The 15,103-nt window shown below is 67.9% G+C and carries 16 protein-coding genes; 6 read left to right on the forward strand and 10 right to left on the reverse strand.

What is annotated here, in order from left to right:
• Complete coding sequence (locus ON23_RS15645; protein ID WP_039779011.1) at window positions 1-957, forward strand: acyl-ACP desaturase; 957 nt, start codon at window positions 1-3, stop codon at window positions 955-957.
• Between the two features lies 1 nt (window position 958).
• Here ON23_RS15645 and ON23_RS15650 read toward each other — a convergent pair whose 3' ends face one another.
• Together ON23_RS15650 and ON23_RS15655 are read right to left on the reverse strand one after the other, a co-directional pair.
• The gene (locus ON23_RS15650) at window positions 959-1,636 is read right to left on the reverse strand and encodes a PAS and ANTAR domain-containing protein (protein ID WP_039779012.1); all 678 of its coding nucleotides are present in this window, start codon (window positions 1,634-1,636) and stop codon (window positions 959-961) included.
• Between the two features lie 102 nt (window positions 1,637-1,738).
• The gene (locus tag ON23_RS15655; protein WP_039779013.1) at window positions 1,739-2,173 is read right to left on the reverse strand and encodes a hypothetical protein; all 435 of its coding nucleotides are present in this window, start codon (window positions 2,171-2,173) and stop codon (window positions 1,739-1,741) included.
• Between the two features lie 79 nt (window positions 2,174-2,252).
• On the opposite strand from ON23_RS15655, the gene ON23_RS35980 reads away from it, so the two are divergent.
• Entirely contained in the window at window positions 2,253-2,786 is a 534-nt protein-coding gene (locus ON23_RS35980) for a hypothetical protein (RefSeq protein ID WP_051042737.1), read from the forward strand.
• A 219-nt stretch (window positions 2,787-3,005) separates the two neighbouring features.
• On the opposite strand, the gene ON23_RS15665 is transcribed toward ON23_RS35980, so the two are convergent.
• Window positions 3,006-3,371, reverse strand: a complete 366-nt coding sequence (locus tag ON23_RS15665) for an STAS domain-containing protein (protein WP_039779115.1) — start codon at window positions 3,369-3,371, stop codon at window positions 3,006-3,008.
• Window positions 3,372-3,626: 255 nt separating this feature from the next.
• Here ON23_RS15665 and ON23_RS15670 point away from each other — a divergent pair, with 255 nt between their 5' ends.
• Complete coding sequence (locus tag ON23_RS15670; RefSeq protein WP_039779014.1) at window positions 3,627-5,006, forward strand: ABC1 kinase family protein; 1,380 nt, start codon at window positions 3,627-3,629, stop codon at window positions 5,004-5,006.
• Here ON23_RS15670 and ON23_RS15675 read toward each other — a convergent pair.
• Together ON23_RS15675 and ON23_RS15680 are read right to left on the reverse strand one after the other, a co-directional pair.
• A complete protein-coding gene (locus tag ON23_RS15675) occupies window positions 4,987-5,325 on the reverse strand; it encodes a hypothetical protein (RefSeq protein WP_143860240.1) in 339 nt (112 codons plus the stop codon). The genes ON23_RS15670 and ON23_RS15675 overlap by 20 nt on opposite strands.
• A 238-nt stretch (window positions 5,326-5,563) precedes the next feature.
• Entirely contained in the window at window positions 5,564-6,781 is a 1,218-nt protein-coding gene (locus tag ON23_RS15680; RefSeq protein ID WP_039779016.1) for an esterase/lipase family protein, read from the reverse strand.
• A 399-nt stretch (window positions 6,782-7,180) separates the two neighbouring features.
• On the opposite strand from ON23_RS15680, the gene ON23_RS15685 reads away from it, so the two are divergent.
• Entirely contained in the window at window positions 7,181-8,656 is a 1,476-nt protein-coding gene (locus ON23_RS15685; RefSeq protein WP_245555963.1) for a PucR family transcriptional regulator, read from the forward strand.
• Window positions 8,657-8,855: 199 nt separating this feature from the next.
• Here the strand turns inward: ON23_RS15685 and ON23_RS15695 are convergent, their stop codons facing one another.
• Window positions 8,856-9,461, reverse strand: a complete 606-nt coding sequence (locus tag ON23_RS15695; protein WP_051042739.1) for a TetR/AcrR family transcriptional regulator — start codon at window positions 9,459-9,461, stop codon at window positions 8,856-8,858.
• Between the two features lie 105 nt (window positions 9,462-9,566).
• Here ON23_RS15695 and ON23_RS15700 point away from each other — a divergent pair, with 105 nt between their 5' ends.
• Entirely contained in the window at window positions 9,567-10,214 is a 648-nt protein-coding gene (locus ON23_RS15700; protein WP_039779018.1) for an FMN-dependent NADH-azoreductase, read from the forward strand.
• Window position 10,215: 1 nt separating this feature from the next.
• Window positions 10,216-10,536, forward strand: coding sequence for a DMT family transporter (locus tag ON23_RS15705; protein WP_039779019.1), 321 nt, complete (start codon window positions 10,216-10,218; stop codon window positions 10,534-10,536).
• A gap of 105 nt (window positions 10,537-10,641) precedes the next feature.
• Here the strand turns inward: ON23_RS15705 and ON23_RS15710 are convergent, their stop codons facing one another.
• The 4 genes from ON23_RS15710 to ON23_RS15725 are packed head-to-tail and all read right to left on the reverse strand — an operon-like array spanning window position 10,642 to window position 15,036.
• A complete protein-coding gene (locus ON23_RS15710) occupies window positions 10,642-11,679 on the reverse strand; it encodes a sugar kinase (protein WP_039779020.1) in 1,038 nt (345 codons plus the stop codon).
• Complete coding sequence (locus ON23_RS15715; RefSeq protein WP_039779023.1) at window positions 11,676-12,305, reverse strand: bifunctional 4-hydroxy-2-oxoglutarate aldolase/2-dehydro-3-deoxy-phosphogluconate aldolase; 630 nt, start codon at window positions 12,303-12,305, stop codon at window positions 11,676-11,678. Before ON23_RS15715 ends, ON23_RS15710 begins: the two co-directional genes overlap by 4 nt.
• 27 nt (window positions 12,306-12,332) lie before the next feature.
• Window positions 12,333-13,364, reverse strand: coding sequence for a C-terminal binding protein (locus ON23_RS15720; protein ID WP_039779025.1), 1,032 nt, complete (start codon window positions 13,362-13,364; stop codon window positions 12,333-12,335).
• A complete protein-coding gene (locus ON23_RS15725) occupies window positions 13,351-15,036 on the reverse strand; it encodes an IlvD/Edd family dehydratase (protein ID WP_275942083.1) in 1,686 nt (561 codons plus the stop codon). Before ON23_RS15725 ends, ON23_RS15720 begins: the two co-directional genes overlap by 14 nt.
• Between the last annotated feature and the right edge of the window lie 67 nt (window positions 15,037-15,103).

A 15,103-nucleotide genomic window follows, 5' to 3' on the forward strand; every position in this document is an offset into this window, starting at 1 on the left:
GTGGCACGAGAGTTGACGCAACGGGAAATTCTCACCGAGCTCGAACCGGTCGCCGCCACGGCGCTGGACCGGCATCTGTCGATGGCCAAGGAGTGGCATCCGCACGACTACGTCCCCTGGGACGCCGGGCGCAACTTCGCGATGCTCGGCGGAACCGATTGGGAGCCCGGGCAATCCACGCTCAGCGACGTGGCGAAGGCGGCGCTGGTGACCAATCTGCTCACCGAGGACAACCTGCCCTCCTACCACCGTGAGATCGCCGAGAACTTCTCCCAGGACGGCGCCTGGGGGACGTGGGTGGGCCGCTGGACCGCCGAGGAGAACCGTCACTCCGTCGTGCTGCGCGACTATCTCGTGGTCACCCGCGGCGTCGACCCGGTCGCGCTCGAGAACACCCGCATGACCCATATGACCAACGGCTTCACCCCGGGGGTGGCCCGGCTCCTCGACGGCGAAGCGGGTTTCCTGTATTCGGTTGCGTACGTAAGCTTTCAGGAACTCGCCACCCGCGTCAGCCACCGCAACACCGCCAAGGTGTGCGACGATCCGATCGCCGACCGCATGCTGCAGCGCGTCGCGCTCGACGAGAACCTGCACATGATCTTCTACCGCACGATGTGCGCGGCGGCGTTGGATCTGGTTCCCGATCAAGCGATGACGGCCATCGACATCATCGTCGAGAACTTCAGGATGCCCGGCGCCGGAATGCCCGACTTCCGCCGCAACGGCGTGTTGATGGCCAAACACGGCGTCTACGATCTGCGCCAGCACTACGAGGACGTGCTCGAACCGGTGATCCGGCAATGGAACATCTTCGGCCGCACCGACTTCGGGCCCCGCGGCGAACAGGCCCGGGATCGATTGGGCGCGTTCCTGGAGAATATGGAACTGGTGCAGATCCCGCGCTTCGAGGAACACCGCGACCGAGCCCTGGCCCGCGAGCGCGCCCGCACCTGATTCAGCGGGGACGGCCCGGTATGCGGGTGTGAACGGTGAGCAGCAGATGGTCGAAGGCGGTGAGCGTCTGCGGCTCCGCATCCGGCAGGGTCGGCAGTTCGGCCATCAGCTGAGCGGCCAGGTCGCGCAGTTTGGTGTTGGTCTCCTGGGAGCGCCAGGACAGGATCTTGAACGCCTGCTCGGCACTGACCCGATACATCCGCATCAGCACACCCTTGGCCTGTTCGATCACCGCGCGATGCTCGATCACGTCGGGCAGGGCCGCCGACAAGGTTTCGCGTTCGCTCTCGGCGAGGGTCTCGGTCAGGTCGATGTAGAAGCCGGCGGTGCCGGTGACGGCTCCGGCCTCGTCGTAGAGACGGTCGGCGACCACCATCACGTTGTGCACACGCCCCGCGGTGTCGATGAACCGATGCCGGCTGGAGAACGATTCCCCCATGTCCGCCGCGCGGGCGATGCGCGCGGCCACATCGTCGCGGTCGTCGGGATGTTTGTGCGACAGCAGCAACTCGGTGGTCGGCACGACGCTGCCGGGGATGTAGCCGTGCATCCGGTACACCTCTTCCGACCACTCCCAGCGCCGCGTCGCGAACCAGAACCGGAAGGATCCGACCCGCGGCACGCTGCCCGGATCGGCCGGTGCCGTTTCTGCTGCCGGGTGATCGTGCTCGTTGTCCATGCCGTTGCGCCGCACGACACGATTATGGCCGGTCGAGACGGTACCGGTAGCGGAGTCCGGGACGGCAGTGCCGAAAACCGCGCGTCGTTGTGGGGGTGCGGCTCACATGAAGGGCCACAGGTCCGCGTCGCGGTGGCTGCACCGCGCCAAGCGGGGGTCGTCGGCGGGACGCAGCCACCGCACCGGCACCCGGATCGGCTCGATCGAGGGCAGGCACGCCACGCGGCCGGTGCGGTCCACGAGCGACCCCACGACGCGATATCCCTGTTTCGGGGCCAAGCCCAGCGCCGTGGCCTGGTCGTCGGTGAGCATGACATCGGTGTGCGAGCGTTCGATGAGTCGCAGTCCCTCGACCGTCACCGGATCGGTGTCGTAGTCGACGTTGGAGGCGGTGAGCCGGAAACGCGCACCCATCAACAGGCTCGCCACCCACATCGAGGTCCCCAGTCGCTCGCGATCGGGATAGCGGGCGACCGGCAGTCGATGCGGGACCAGCACCACATAGGTATGCCCGATCTCCACGTCACGGGCGCGCATGGCATCCAGGGTCGTCCTCCCGGCGGACCCGCGCAACGTTGCCGGTACAAGGTCGTCGCGCAGGCATAGGGTGTGGTGCATGACCGAGTCTGCCGCCCGGCGCGCGGGCGAGCGGGCCGCGCAGGCAGCCGAGCGGGCCGAGGAGCTGGCCGCGCGGCAGGTGGAGCTGAGCGCGGGACGACCGATCACTCGCAAGGACGTGGACATGGCGGCCGAGCGGGCCCGACAGGCACTCGAGCATGCGGAAAGCGCGCATCGGGCGGCCGCGGATCGGCACGAGGCCGCGGCCCGTGCCCACGAACGCGCCGCCGCCGCCTACGACAAGGCCGCCGCGTACGACGAGGCTTCTGGGCGCGGTAAGGGCTCGGCGTCCGGCAAGGGCTCAGCGTCCGGCAAGGGCTCGGTGTCCGGCACGGGTACCGGGTCCGGCAAGGGAACGGGGTCCGGCACAGGCGGGGAGTCCGGCACAACCCGGGCATCCGCAACCGACCGCGCGGACCGGTCCCGCCGGGACGCCGACTTCCACCGCGCGGCGGCGGCTCACGATCGCGCCGCCGCCCGCGAACAACGAATCGAGGCAGCGCGCGAGTTCGGGAACGACCCCACCGAATAGCCCGCCGACGCTGGTGGGTCACATCACACACCGGGAGGGAAATAGCGTGCCGGGTATCGCGGTTGAACCCCCTGTCGGCGTCCGAACAGCCCCGGGCCGCACCCTTCAGTCGCTACGAGCGACCACTCGCCGAGAGGCGCTTGTGGGACGTCGACCAGATACGGACGCCGCCGGGAACTCCACCCGGCGGCGTTCTGCTGTCAGCTCACAGGTATCGGCTCACCGAACACCCACACCGGCGCTGGACAGGTCGTCGTACACCGAGACCATCCGATCCAGGCCGGTGACCTGAATGACGCGTTTGGCCGCCCCCGATGCGACCACGCGCAACCGGCGGGGAGTCACCGTGGTGGCCGCCGCGTGCAGCACGCTCAGCCCGGCCGATCCCAGAAAACCCACTCCGGACAGATCGATCACCGGCGCGGCCTGATCGGCGTCTTCGAATGCCTCGCTCATCCGGTCCAGCACACTCTGCAGCTGGTCGGCCGTCATCGCGTCGACATCGCCGTGCGCCGATATGACGAGCGCGCCGCCGGTCCGGTCGACCTCGACGCTCAAGCCGTTGTCATCCACCAAGACACTCATCTCCTCGCCACCGCCGTACATCACACTCGTATACAACCCCCCTCACGCGGGCCCAAACCTCTTTTTTTCGCAGCGCCCGTCCGCGGTCTGTGTGCTGTTCCGACTTCGGCGGCCCATTTTCGTGATATTCACGCGAGTGGAGCCGGACGGCCGAACACTCGCGGGCGGGCCGGTAGCTTGGCCTCGCCTCGCCCCCGCACTCGGTCCGGCGCGGTGAGCGGCACGCGCCAGATCCGAACCGATGGAGGTCGAGCAGTGAGCAACCGGGTCCCCCACGGCCGTATCTCGCGCGGCAGCAAGATGGGCCGGCTCGCCGCGGGACAGGCGCTGCGCGGGGTCGGCACCCGGCTGTCGATGGTGGGCCGCACCGAAGAGGCGCGCCGCCGCTTGAGTGAACGCTCGGCGATGCAGGCCGCCCAGCAACTGGTCACCGTGCTCGGCGGCATGAAGGGCGCCGCGATGAAGCTCGGGCAGATGCTGTCGGTGCTCGACCTCGACCTGCTGCCGGAAGAACAACGCGAGATGTTCCGCACCAAACTCGCGCAACTGCGCGACCAGGCGCCGGCGTTCCCGTTCTCCGCCATGCGCACGGTGATCGAGAACGATCTCGGCCCGATGGCGCGTACCTTCGCCGACTTCGACGAGACCCCGATCGCCGCCGCCTCCATCGGACAGGTCTACCGCGCGCGGCTGCGCGACGGACGAGCGGTCGCGGTCAAGGTCAAATATCCCGGTGTCGACCGCGCGGTCGAAGCCGATATGCGCAATCTGATGTTGATCAGCCGCCTCTGGAAGGCGATCCTGCCCAGCGCCGCCGACGAGGAGGTGCTCGCCGAGATCGCCCGCAACATCGGCACCGAACTCGACTATCCGCGCGAGGCCCGCACCCAGCATCACGTGGCCACCCGCTACCGCGGCCATCCCTATATCAGCGTGCCCGACAGCATCGAATCCTGCTGCGGCCCCAACGTTCTGGTCACCGAACTGGTCGAGGGCGAGCCGTTCGGGCACATGCGCACCCTGCCCGACGCCGACCGCACCCGCCTCGGGGAGCTGATCTACCGCTTCTACATCACTTCCCTGTTCACCGACCACGAGTTCTGCGGCGACCCGCATCCGGGCAACATCATGCTCGCCTCCGACGGGCGACTGGCCTTCGTCGACTTCGGGCTCTACACCGCGATGAGTCCCGCCGACGTCGAGCTCGAACGCGACATCATCTGCGCCGCAGGCGAATACCGCGCCGAGGACATCTACCACGCCTGGGTGGCACAGGGCATCGTCGATCCCGACGCCGGAGTCACACCCGACGAATGCCTCGGCTACATCTGGGCCGCGACCGGCTGGCATCTGATCGACGAGGACATCACCGTCACACCCGAATTGGCCACCAGCGCAGTGGTACTCGCCGTCGACCCGCGCGCCGCCGAATTCAGCGGTATGCGCCACCAGCGCCTGCCACCCGAGCACGTGTTCTCCCGCCGCGCCGACCTGTTCACCTACGCCGTCCTCGGACAACTGCACACCACCAACAACTGGCACCGCCTCGCCCGCGAATGGCTCTACCACGAACCCCCGGCCACCGAGATCGGCGCCGAGATCGCACGGTGGCGGCTCACGGCACGATCGTCGTGATCGGCACCGCGCCGGGATAGCCCCGGTCGCGGGCATACCAGCACAGGAAGCCGTCGCTGTCGGCCGACAGGTCGGTCACCCACCAGCGTTCCATCCCGTCGCACAGATCCATGTAGGTGCAGCAGTCGCGCAACTCCGCGAACGAACCGCGTTGCCGCGCCGCGCATACGAGTGCGGCGACGATCCTCCTGGCCGGCGGATGCCCGTAGACGACCCAGCCGTATCCGTCCTCGAGCGGTTGCAGCCGGACGCCGTAGAAGTGGCGGCCGAACAACCGGCCGACCGCGGGATCGAGGGCGTAGCAGTGCAAGTCGGGCATGGGCACCTCCGGATTCGTCGTCGACACCGAACGCGTCGGCCGCGCGGTGCCGGGCATCGAGAGCCGAGATGCCCACCGGGTGGTGGTCGATCCACCCGGTGGGCACGGCCGCCGCGATGGGACGGCTGCGATGGGGAGTGTCGGTAACACCCACCGCGATCCCGCGGCGGAGGATGCTCGCCGGTGCGCGGGGAGGTCCACGACTCCTCCCACACACCGGCGAGCAAGCATCACGCGGTCAGAGCTTGCCGCCGCCACCCACCAGCCACGGGTTGAAACTGCAGGTCAGCGCCGGAGTCTGGGCCGGGTCGAGAGCATGCAGGATGATCGAGAGCACCCGCGGCGAGTACATCATCGTCAGGTGATCGGATACGTCCTGCTCACATCCGTCCTGCAGGGTGATGTTGTCGACCGTCGCACCCGGGCCGGGCTTCAGGAACGTCAGATCGTAAGGGTTGGTGATCTCGTCGTAGCGGCTGCCGACCACCGTGTAGTCCACGCCCGGCATCGTGTCGCCGCCGGCGTTGAGCTGGTTCACGAAATCCGAGCCGATCGTCTGCTGAATGCCCGCGTGGCCGACGAAGATCTCCACCAAACCCAGCACGTCGATACCGAGATTGTTGATCATCCGGCCCAGCGCGCCGATACCGTCCAGTGAGGTGCCGTGGTTGGTGGCGCCGAAGGTCATCATGTGGTGCACCTTCGCCGCGCCACCGTCGAACTTCAGATACCACCGCGACATCGCGCCGCCCTGGGAATGGCCGACCAGATTCACCTTCTGCGACCCGGTCGCCGCCAGCACACGATCGACGAACTGCGCCAACTGTTTCGACGAGTCCTGGATGTACCCGGTGCCGTTGGTGCCCGGCAGCACCGACCCGAGGCCGCCGCCCTGGATCAGGTTCGACTTGCCGTAATTGAAGGTGAACACGCAGTAGCCGGCGTCGTGGACCGGCTGGCTGATGTAGGAGAAGTTGTCGTAGGCGTTCTCCCACGTGCCGTGCACCAGCACCACCGGTTCCGGATGCGCCGCGGTGGGCTTGCAGTTCCAGTCGTTGGTCCCCGGCGGCGCGACATCGGGATTCAGCAGCCCGTAGCCGAAGGCGGCCAGGAACGAGCTCTGTGCCGGCCCGTAACCCACTGTGTCGCTGGAGGTTCCGCCGGAGGAGCCCGAACTGGAGCCCGAACCGCCGTAGCAGTCACCGGACCCGTTGCCCGAACCGGCGCCGCTGCCCGAGGTGCAGGCCGAACCGGTGCCGGAGCTACCGGAATCGGCGATCGCGTGCGCGGAGGGATTCTTCAACCCGTGCGTGATCATCTCCGCCAGCTGCTGCTCCTGCTGCTGATCGCCGACGGGATCGGCGCCGGCGCCGACGCCGGTGAGCCCTACCGTGAGTGCGGCGGCCGCCGCGACAATGGCCGCACTCGTACAACTGCGGCGAAAACTCTTTTTCATGCTGTTCCTGACATCGTCGAATTCGCTGCCCGGAAAGTCGCCGATCGACGTTTCCGGAATTCGCGAGCAAACGCTACGGAGACAATCGAGCGCGCGGCGGCCGTCGCGGCGATGTCTTCACGGGTTCACGAAACGAGTCCGGAAGCGCCATGACTCCGCACAGTCGGTTCTTTCTACGCCCGGATAACGCGCGGTGACAGGCCGACAATTCATCACTCACGGTCGCGAGACGTATTCTTTCCTGCTCGGTCACGCCTGTTGATTCGCCATCGGACGCGGGATTCGGACGGGCTTCGCAGGGCAGATCCCGGCGCGGCACACGGTCCCGGGACGGCAGGGGCGCCGCGTCGGCCGGATACCGGATCACGAGGGTTCATCGAACCGGCGCAAAAGTGAGCAGTGGGACAGTTATACGCGTTCGACACTCTCGATATCGAGCGCGGTACGACTATTTTCCCAGTTCAGAGCTGTCGTAGATACCAGCAGAACGGTCTGCGAATCCGAGTAGAAGGTGAGCTGGAACTCGCATTATCTTCGATTCCGGACGGCGGCAGCATGCCGGCGACCGGACACCACCCCGCAGCCGTGACGAGGAGGTCACCTGTGACGACCCGATCAGCGCCGCACGCCCCGATCGCGCACACCCCGAGCACCGGGCCCCTGACCACCGGTGACGCCGATCGCTTGGCCGAGCTCCTCCTGTCGCATCTGCGCACCGGAATCCATCCCTTCACCGCACTGCCCCGGCCCCTGCTCGACGGCGACGTGAAGGCCATGATCCGCGTGTGCATGCGGTGGGCGAGCGAGCGTGGCAGCGCGGCCGCCACCGCCGATCCCGCGGCGTTCCTGCAGGTCGCCGCCGCTCGGTGGGCGCGCGCCGACCTGCCGATCGAGAAGGTGCTGCACGCGATGCACGTCGGATTCGGCGAAGCCCTGGAGGTCGTCGTCGCCCGCTCGGGTGAGCCGAGTTGCGACCGCCTCATCGCGTGGACGAGCGCCGCGGTGGAGCTGTCGGACCTGTGCACCGGCGCCATCAGCAGGGCGTACGTGCGCGAACTGAAAGCCACCTCCGGCGACCACCACACCGCCGTCCATACCCTCACCTCGGCGCTGCTCGCCGGGCAGGCGAGCTCGAAAGTGGCTCGCGAGTGCGGCATTCCGATCGCCGAGGAGTACTACGTGCTCGCCGTCCACGTGGCCGCGCATCCGGACGAGAACCGCCCCGGCCTCGATCGGCACGTGGTCGCCGGCCGCAAGTTGCGCCGCATCCAATCGGCGCTGACCCGCCAGTTCCAGGACCGCGCACTGGCGATGCTGTCGGTCGACGGCGGCACGATCCTGCTACCCGCCGACCTCTGCGGCGAGCCCGAACTCGACCGCGCCGTCGAGGTGGTGGCCGACTATGCCGCGGCTCCGGTCACCGCGGTCATGACCCGATGCGCCACCGACGCCGTCCCCGCGGCCGCCCGGCGAACTCACGAACTTCTCGACACCGCCGAATCGATCGGAATCGGCCCCGGATTACACAAATTCGACGACCTCGCGCTGCAATACCAATTGACCCGCCCGGGAATCGGCCGCCGAATATTGGAAACGCGTATCGCTCCGCTCGACGATCACCCCGAACTTCTGCGAACGCTGCATATCTTCTTCCACACCGATATGAATCGCCGGCGTACCGCGCGGCAATTGAATATCCACCCGAATACCATCGATTACCGGCTCCGGCGCATCGGGCAATTGACCGGCTTCGACCCGTCCCGAAGCCAAGGGCTGTGGTATCTGCGCTCCGCGCTCATCGCTCGCGGCGGCACCTCCCTGATGACCCCCTCGCCGTTCCCGGATCGGGCGGGACAGTCACGCCGCTCCGCCTGAGCCGCGACGCGGCTCAGGCGCCGTGGTCGATGCGAAACCGGGCCAGATCTGCGACCACGGACGAATCGGCCCGGCGCACAACGACACCCGGATGTCGTAGTTCACCGTTTCGTGACGACTTCCGACCGGACCTGCGGTCACCGGCCGCCATCCCCGATCGGTCGCACCGAACACCGAAACCACCCTCTTGACCTCCGACCTACGACACCCGCACCTCCAGGACGCCGTGCGCGAGTTTCGCCAGCCCCGCGGCGATCTGCTCGGAGCCGAGCCCGCGCTCACGCTGATGCCGGTACACCTCGGCGGCGAGCGGCGCGAGCAGTGCGTCCACCAGTGAATCAGGTTCGGCCACACCGGCTTCGGTGAGCAGAGCGCGTACGTGCATCGCCCAGAATTGATAGGCCCCGGTGCGGAACCGCGCGCCGCCGGTCTCCGCGCCGAGGACCAGATGGGCGTGGGTGTCCAGCAATTCGACCATCGCAGCGTAGAACGCGGCCAGCCGTTCACCGGGCGGTGCGCCCGGCCCGAGCGGGGGCTCGCCGCGCAGCAGCCGCTCCTGCAGTGCCCGCTCATGCTCGTCGAGCAGGGCGACGGCAATGGATCCCACGTCCGGATAGCGCCGGTACAGCGTCCCCCGCCCGACCCCGGCAGCCTTGGCGATGTCGTCCATGGTGACCGTGCGCGGGTCGCGCCCGGCGAACAGCGCCGCTGCGGCGGCCAGCACCTTGGCCCGATTACGAGCGGCGTCGGCGCGCTCGGCGGGAGCGGACGCGTCGTTGAGCAGTGGGAGGCCGGAGCTGTCCATGCAGCTCACTGTAGCCCGGCAGATACAACTGGACAATCTGTCCAGTTAGGCCCTAGCATTGCCACAGCAAGTGGACATGCTGTCCAGTTGAACGGAGATTCCACAATGACCACCCTGCTGCACCTCGACGCCAGCCCCCGCCGCACCTCGATCAGCCGCGAACTGAGCGCCGCCTTCGCCGCCGCCTGGGGCGCCGAACACCCCGACGCCACCTACATCCACCGCGACCTGGCCGCCGATCCGATCCCGTTCATCGACGAGGGCTGGACCGAACTGTGCGACCGCGTGCTGGCCCACGGCGCCACCGACCTCGACCGGCTGGGCGAACTGGTGAATTCCCCTGCCCAGCAGCGGGCCTGGGCGATCGTCGAGCCACTGCTGGCCGAGCTTCGCGCCGCCGATATCGTGCTGATCGGCACGCCGATGTACAACTACTCGATCCCGGCCGGCCTCAAGGCGTGGCTGGATCAGATCACCTTCCCGCGAATGTCATTGGCCCCCACCCGCTTCGTGGTCGCCACCGCGTGCGGCGGCGCGTACTCGCCGGGCACGCCAAAGGCGATCTACGACTATCAGGAGCGCTATCTCCGCGACTTCTTCGCAGGCCATTTCGCCGTCGAGGACACAGTTTTCGTCCATTCCGAACTGGTGAACTCACGTCAGGACCCGGCGCTCGCCCAATTACGCGACAAGCACGACGCCTCCCACGCCGCCGCGCTCGCCACCGCCCGCACGCTGGGCAAGGAGTACTGAAATGAACTGGCTCGTCCTGAGTTTGGCCGGTGTGGTGGAAATCGCGTGGTCCCAGTCCATCAAGCCGACCCAGAATTTCACCAAGCCGCTGCCCACCCTGCTGTGCTTCGTACTCGCGGCGATCGCGGTGTACCTGCTGTCCCACGCCATGCAGTCACTGCCGGTGGGCACCGCGTACGCCATCTTCACCGGCATCGGCGCGGTGGGCGCGATCGCCCTCGGCATCGTCGTGCAGAAGGATCCGGTGAGCGCGGGCCGGATGCTGGCGCTGTCCCTGATCATCGGCGGCATCATCCTGGCTCGGCTCACCAATCCCGAGTGAATGTGGTTGCGCGCCTTCAGGCGCCGAAGACGGCACGGACGCCGGGTTCGGTGCCGTCGATTTCGACCGGGCCGAGTGCACGGGCGCCGCGCAGCCGCGGCCCGGTCAGCGTCTGACGTGGGCCGATCCATCCGCGATGAGGGCCTCGACCTCCGCGAGCGAGGCCATGGACGCATCCCCCGGTGTCGTCATGACGAGGGCTCCGTGAGCCGTGCCGTAGGCAAGAGCGCGCTCGACCGGGACGCCGGCGAGCAGACCGTAGATCAGGCCGGCGGCGAAGGCATCGCCGGAGCCGACGCGGTCCAGGACATGCAGTCCGTACATCCGGGGGCCGGTCACGAAACCGGTCTCGGCGGACCAAGCAGCCGAGGACCAGTCGTTGACATCGGCGGAGGAGACCTCGCGCAACGTCGTCGCCACGACCGATGCTTCGGGGACCCGGGACGCCGCCTCCCCCAGCGCGTCCGCCACCTCATCGGCACCGACACGCACATCACCCGGGTGCGTGCCGGCCAATGCGAGGGCACCCACGACGACATCGGCATGCCGGGCCAGGCGCAGATCGACCTCGCGGGCACCGGCCGGGCCACCCCTGTCCGCCCAGATACTGGGGCGGTAATTGGGGTCGTAGGAGACGGTGAGGCCATGGCGACGGGCGGCCACCATGGCCTCCTCGGCCACCTCGACAGTGGTTTCCGACAGGCCGGCGAAGATACCGCCGGTGTGGAACCACCGCGGGCCGGCTCCGAATATCGCGTCCCAGTCGAAATCACCCGGGCGCAGCTGACAGATCGCGGTGTGCGCGCGATCGCTGACACCGAGCGCGCCACGGATGCCGTAGCCGCGCTCGACGAAGTTCAGCCCGTTGCGAGCCGTGCGGCCGATGCCATCGCCCGGCACCCAGCGGATCAGCGAGGTGTCGACTCCCCCTTGAAGTATCAGATCCTCGACCAGTCTGCCGACGGGGTTGTCGGCCAAGGCGGTGGCGACGGCGGTCCGCAAACCGAAGCAGCGGCGCAGGCCTCGTACGACGTTGTACTCACCGCCGCCCTCCCAGACCTGGAAGGTGCGGGCGGTCCGGATGCGGCCCTCGCCCGGGTCGAAGCGCAGCATCACCTCGCCCAGGGCCACCACGTCGGTCACGGCGTGCTCCGATCGACGGCCTCGGCGGTCAGCCTGCGGATTTCCGCGTAGTCGCCCCGCTCCAGAAGCGTTGCGGTCGCCATCCAGCTGCCGCCGACGGCAACAACCGCCGGATCGGCGAGATACGAGGCCAGGTGGGAGTCCTGAATCCCACCGGTCGGAATGAAGCCGGCCTGCGGGAACGGCGCCGCGAGCGCCCTGAGAGTGCGCAATCCGCCGAGTGGTTCGGCGGGAAAGAGCTTGACCGTGTGGCAGCCGGCCCGCAACGCACGCATCAGCTCGGTGGCGGTGGCCACGCCCGGCACCACAGGCACCTCGAGCTCCCGGCACCTGGCCACGACCTCCTCGGCGTAGCCGGGTGAGACGACGAAGCGGGCCCCGGCGGCCACGGCGCGATCCACCTGCTCCCGGGTGAGCACTGTGCCCGCACCGACCGTCAGGGCGTCATGCGCCGCCATCGTCTCGAGTACCTGCTCAGCGCCCACGGTGCGGAAGGTGACCTCGGCGCAGCGCGCACCGCCTGACGCGAGGGCCTCGGCCAGGAGGTGGGCCGTGGCCGGGTCGGGCACGGTCAGCACCGGCAGGATCCGGGAACCCTGCAACACGGAGTCCATAGGACTCGTCATCGGCCGAACCGTCCGCCGTGCACGGCGTCAACCCTGGGCTTCGCCGCGACCGGGCCCGGCGCCGGGCGGTAGCTCGTTGACCGGGAATCGTGCCGGTTGCCCGGTCAGAACCCGTACGGCCTCTTCGGCGGCGATGGTCCGCACCGTTGCGATGGACTCCACGGAGTAGTAGGCGGAGTGTGGTGTGACGATGACGTTGGGCAGCTCGAGGAGGGGGTTGGTCGGGCGCCACACGCGCTGTTTCGCGGGTTCCTCCTCGAGGTCGTCCAGTGCCGCGCCGGCGATCCACCCTTCGGTGAGCGCCTGCTGGATCGCCGCGTCCTCGACGATGGGTCCGCGTGCGGTGTTGACCAGGATGGCGGTCGGCTTCATCCGGCGCAGCGTCGCGCGATCGAAGGCATGGTGTGTCTGCGGAGTGAGTGGCATTTGGATCACCACGCAGTCGGCACCCTCCACGAGGTCGTCGAACGACGTCGGCCGGACCTGGGCCGCTCGGATCTCGGACTGGTCGATGAACGGGTCGTGCGCCCAGACCTCGACGCCGAATCCTTTCGCACGTTCGGCGATGAGCTTCGCGATCGCGCCGAAAGACAGCAGACCCAGCACCTGACCGCGCAATCTGTGGATGGGCTCTCCGGTCTTCCAGTGCCATTCGCCCCGCCGGGTCGCCCGGTCGTACTGGCAGATCTTGCGCGCGGCCGCGAGCCAGAGCGCGATCGCATGGTCGGCGACCTCGTCGGCGCACCAATCGTTGGGTGCGTTGGTGACCTGAATTCCGTGCCTGGTCGCAGCCTCCACGTCGACGATGTCGACACCGGTGCCGTAGCGCGCGATCACCCGGCAGCGGGGCAACGCGCCGATGGCACGCGACCCCACCAGCGCGTACTGGGTCAGGATGCCGTCGGCCTCGAGTCCCGCCTCGATCACCTCGTCCTCGCTCTTGCACTGCGCGGCGAGGAGCCGCAATCCGGCGGCCTCGACGATCGCGCGTTCGATGTCGACATCGCCGAAGTCGTAGTCGGCGATCAGGATCGTGTCGCGTGTATCAGTGTGAGTCACGAGGAATCCCCTTGGTATGGACGAGATCCTGGTATGACACGGCGAGCTCCAGGCAGCCTCCGCTGTCCAGTTGACCGACCGTGGAACGGTAGATCTCCTGCCATGGTGTCTGGTGCTCGAGCGCCGGTGGTGTGTAGTCGGCCCACCGCGCCGCGATCTCCTCGGCGGTCAGCAGGGCATCGACGCGCGCATTGTCGATGTCGACGCGGATCCGGTCACCGGTGCGCAGAATGGCGAGATTTCCGCCGGCCGCGGCCTCGGGACTGGCGTTGAGGATGGACGGCGCGTCGGATGTGCCGCTCTGCCGGCCGTCCCCCAGCGTGGGCAGGGCCATGATGCCTTGCTGGATCAGCGTGGCGGGAAGCTCCATGTTCACCACCTCAGCGGAGCCCGGATATCCGATGGGCCCGGTGTAGCGGATGACCAGAATGCAGTCCTGATCGATGCCCAGCTCGGGGTCGTCGATGCGGGCGTGGTAGTCCTCGGGCCCGTCGAAGACGATGGCACGGTAGTCGAACGCGGGTGGCTTACCGGTGATGACCGATGTCTTCATGATCGCGGAGTCGAACAGGTTTCCGCTCATGACCAGCAGTCCGCCGTTTGCGGTGACGGGGTCGTGCACGGGTCGGATGACCGCCGGGTCGGCGGACGGGACATCCTCGAGGTTTTCCGCCACGGTTCGGCCCGAGACGGTGACGGCATCACCGTGCAGGTATCCCGCTTCCAGCAGCGACCGCATGACTGCGGGGACACCACCGGCGCGGTGGAAGTCCTCGCCGAGGAATTCGCCCGCCGGCGCGAGGTTCACCAGCACCGGGATGCCGTGTCCGACGCGCTGCCAGTCCTGGTTGGACAGTTCCACTCCGACATGGCGTGCGATGGCGTTGATGTGGATGGGCACGTTGGTCGAGGCCGCGATGGCGGAGGCGACCACGATCGAGTTCTCGAAAGCCCGCGTGGTCATGATCTTGCGGGGAGTCAGGTCCTCGCGGACCATGGACACCGCCCGGAGGCCGGTGGCGTAGGCCATTTGCGCACGCTCGTTGTAAGGGGCCGGAATCGACGCGCAACCGGGTAAGGACATGCCCAGCGCCTCGGCCAGGCTGTTCATCGACAGCGCCGTTCCCATGGTGTTGCAATGCCCGATGCTGGGCGCGGAGGCGGTCACCCGCGCCATGTATTCGTCGTAGTCGATCTCCCCCCTGGCCAGAAGCCGCTTGGACTGCCAGATCACCAACCCCGATCCCGTCCGCATACCCCTGTGATAGCCGTTGAGCATAGGCCCTCCGGACAGGACGATGGCCGGCATATTCACTGTCGCCGCCGCGGTCAGGCAGGCGGGTGTGGTCTTGTCACAGCCCGTCGTCAGCACCACTCCGTCGAGTGGATATCCATAGAGCACCTCGACCAGTCCGAGATAGGCGAGATTGCGGTCCAGCGCCGCGGTCGGACGCTTTCCGGTCTCCTGCAACGGATGGACCGGGAACTCGAAGGGAATACCGCCGCCGTCGCGGACCCCATCCTTGATCCGGTCGGCAAGGGCGAGATGGTGCCGATTACAGGGCACCAGATCATTACCGGTCTGAGCGATCCCGATGATCGGCCGGCCCGACTGAAGTTCGGCCCGGGTGAGCCCGTAGTTCAGGAACCGCTCGAGATACAGAGCGGTCATCTCGCGGTTTCCCGCGTTGTCCCACCATGCCTGGCTCCGCAGCTCCCCCGCGGCGCGCCCGGCCGAT

Origin of the sequence: Nocardia cerradoensis NBRC 101014, assembly GCF_000308535.1 — a bacterium.
Taxonomy (GTDB): Bacteria; Actinomycetota; Actinomycetes; order Mycobacteriales; family Mycobacteriaceae; genus Nocardia; species Nocardia cerradoensis.

What these genes read in the sequence shown, in the direction of transcription:
- ON23_RS15650 (WP_039779012.1), bottom strand. Translation starts at nt 1,636, where the DNA reads ATGGACAACGAGCACGATCACCCGGCAGCAGAAACGGCACCGGCCGAT.
- ON23_RS15655 (WP_039779013.1), bottom strand. Translation starts at nt 2,173, where the DNA reads ATGCGCGCCCGTGACGTGGAGATCGGGCATACCTATGTGGTGCTGGTC.
- ON23_RS35980 (WP_051042737.1), top strand. Translation starts at nt 2,253, where the DNA reads ATGACCGAGTCTGCCGCCCGGCGCGCGGGCGAGCGGGCCGCGCAGGCA.
- ON23_RS15665 (WP_039779115.1), bottom strand. Translation starts at nt 3,371, where the DNA reads ATGAGTGTCTTGGTGGATGACAACGGCTTGAGCGTCGAGGTCGACCGG.
- ON23_RS15675 (WP_143860240.1), bottom strand. Translation starts at nt 5,325, where the DNA reads ATGCCCGACTTGCACTGCTACGCCCTCGATCCCGCGGTCGGCCGGTTG.
- ON23_RS15680 (WP_039779016.1), bottom strand. Translation starts at nt 6,781, where the DNA reads ATGAAAAAGAGTTTTCGCCGCAGTTGTACGAGTGCGGCCATTGTCGCG.
- ON23_RS15695 (WP_051042739.1), bottom strand. Translation starts at nt 9,461, where the DNA reads ATGGACAGCTCCGGCCTCCCACTGCTCAACGACGCGTCCGCTCCCGCC.
- ON23_RS15700 (WP_039779018.1), top strand. Translation starts at nt 9,567, where the DNA reads ATGACCACCCTGCTGCACCTCGACGCCAGCCCCCGCCGCACCTCGATC.
- ON23_RS15705 (WP_039779019.1), top strand. Translation starts at nt 10,216, where the DNA reads ATGAACTGGCTCGTCCTGAGTTTGGCCGGTGTGGTGGAAATCGCGTGG.
- ON23_RS15715 (WP_039779023.1), bottom strand. Translation starts at nt 12,305, where the DNA reads ATGACGAGTCCTATGGACTCCGTGTTGCAGGGTTCCCGGATCCTGCCG.
- ON23_RS15725 (WP_275942083.1), bottom strand. Translation starts at nt 15,036, where the DNA reads ATGACCGCTCTGTATCTCGAGCGGTTCCTGAACTACGGGCTCACCCGG.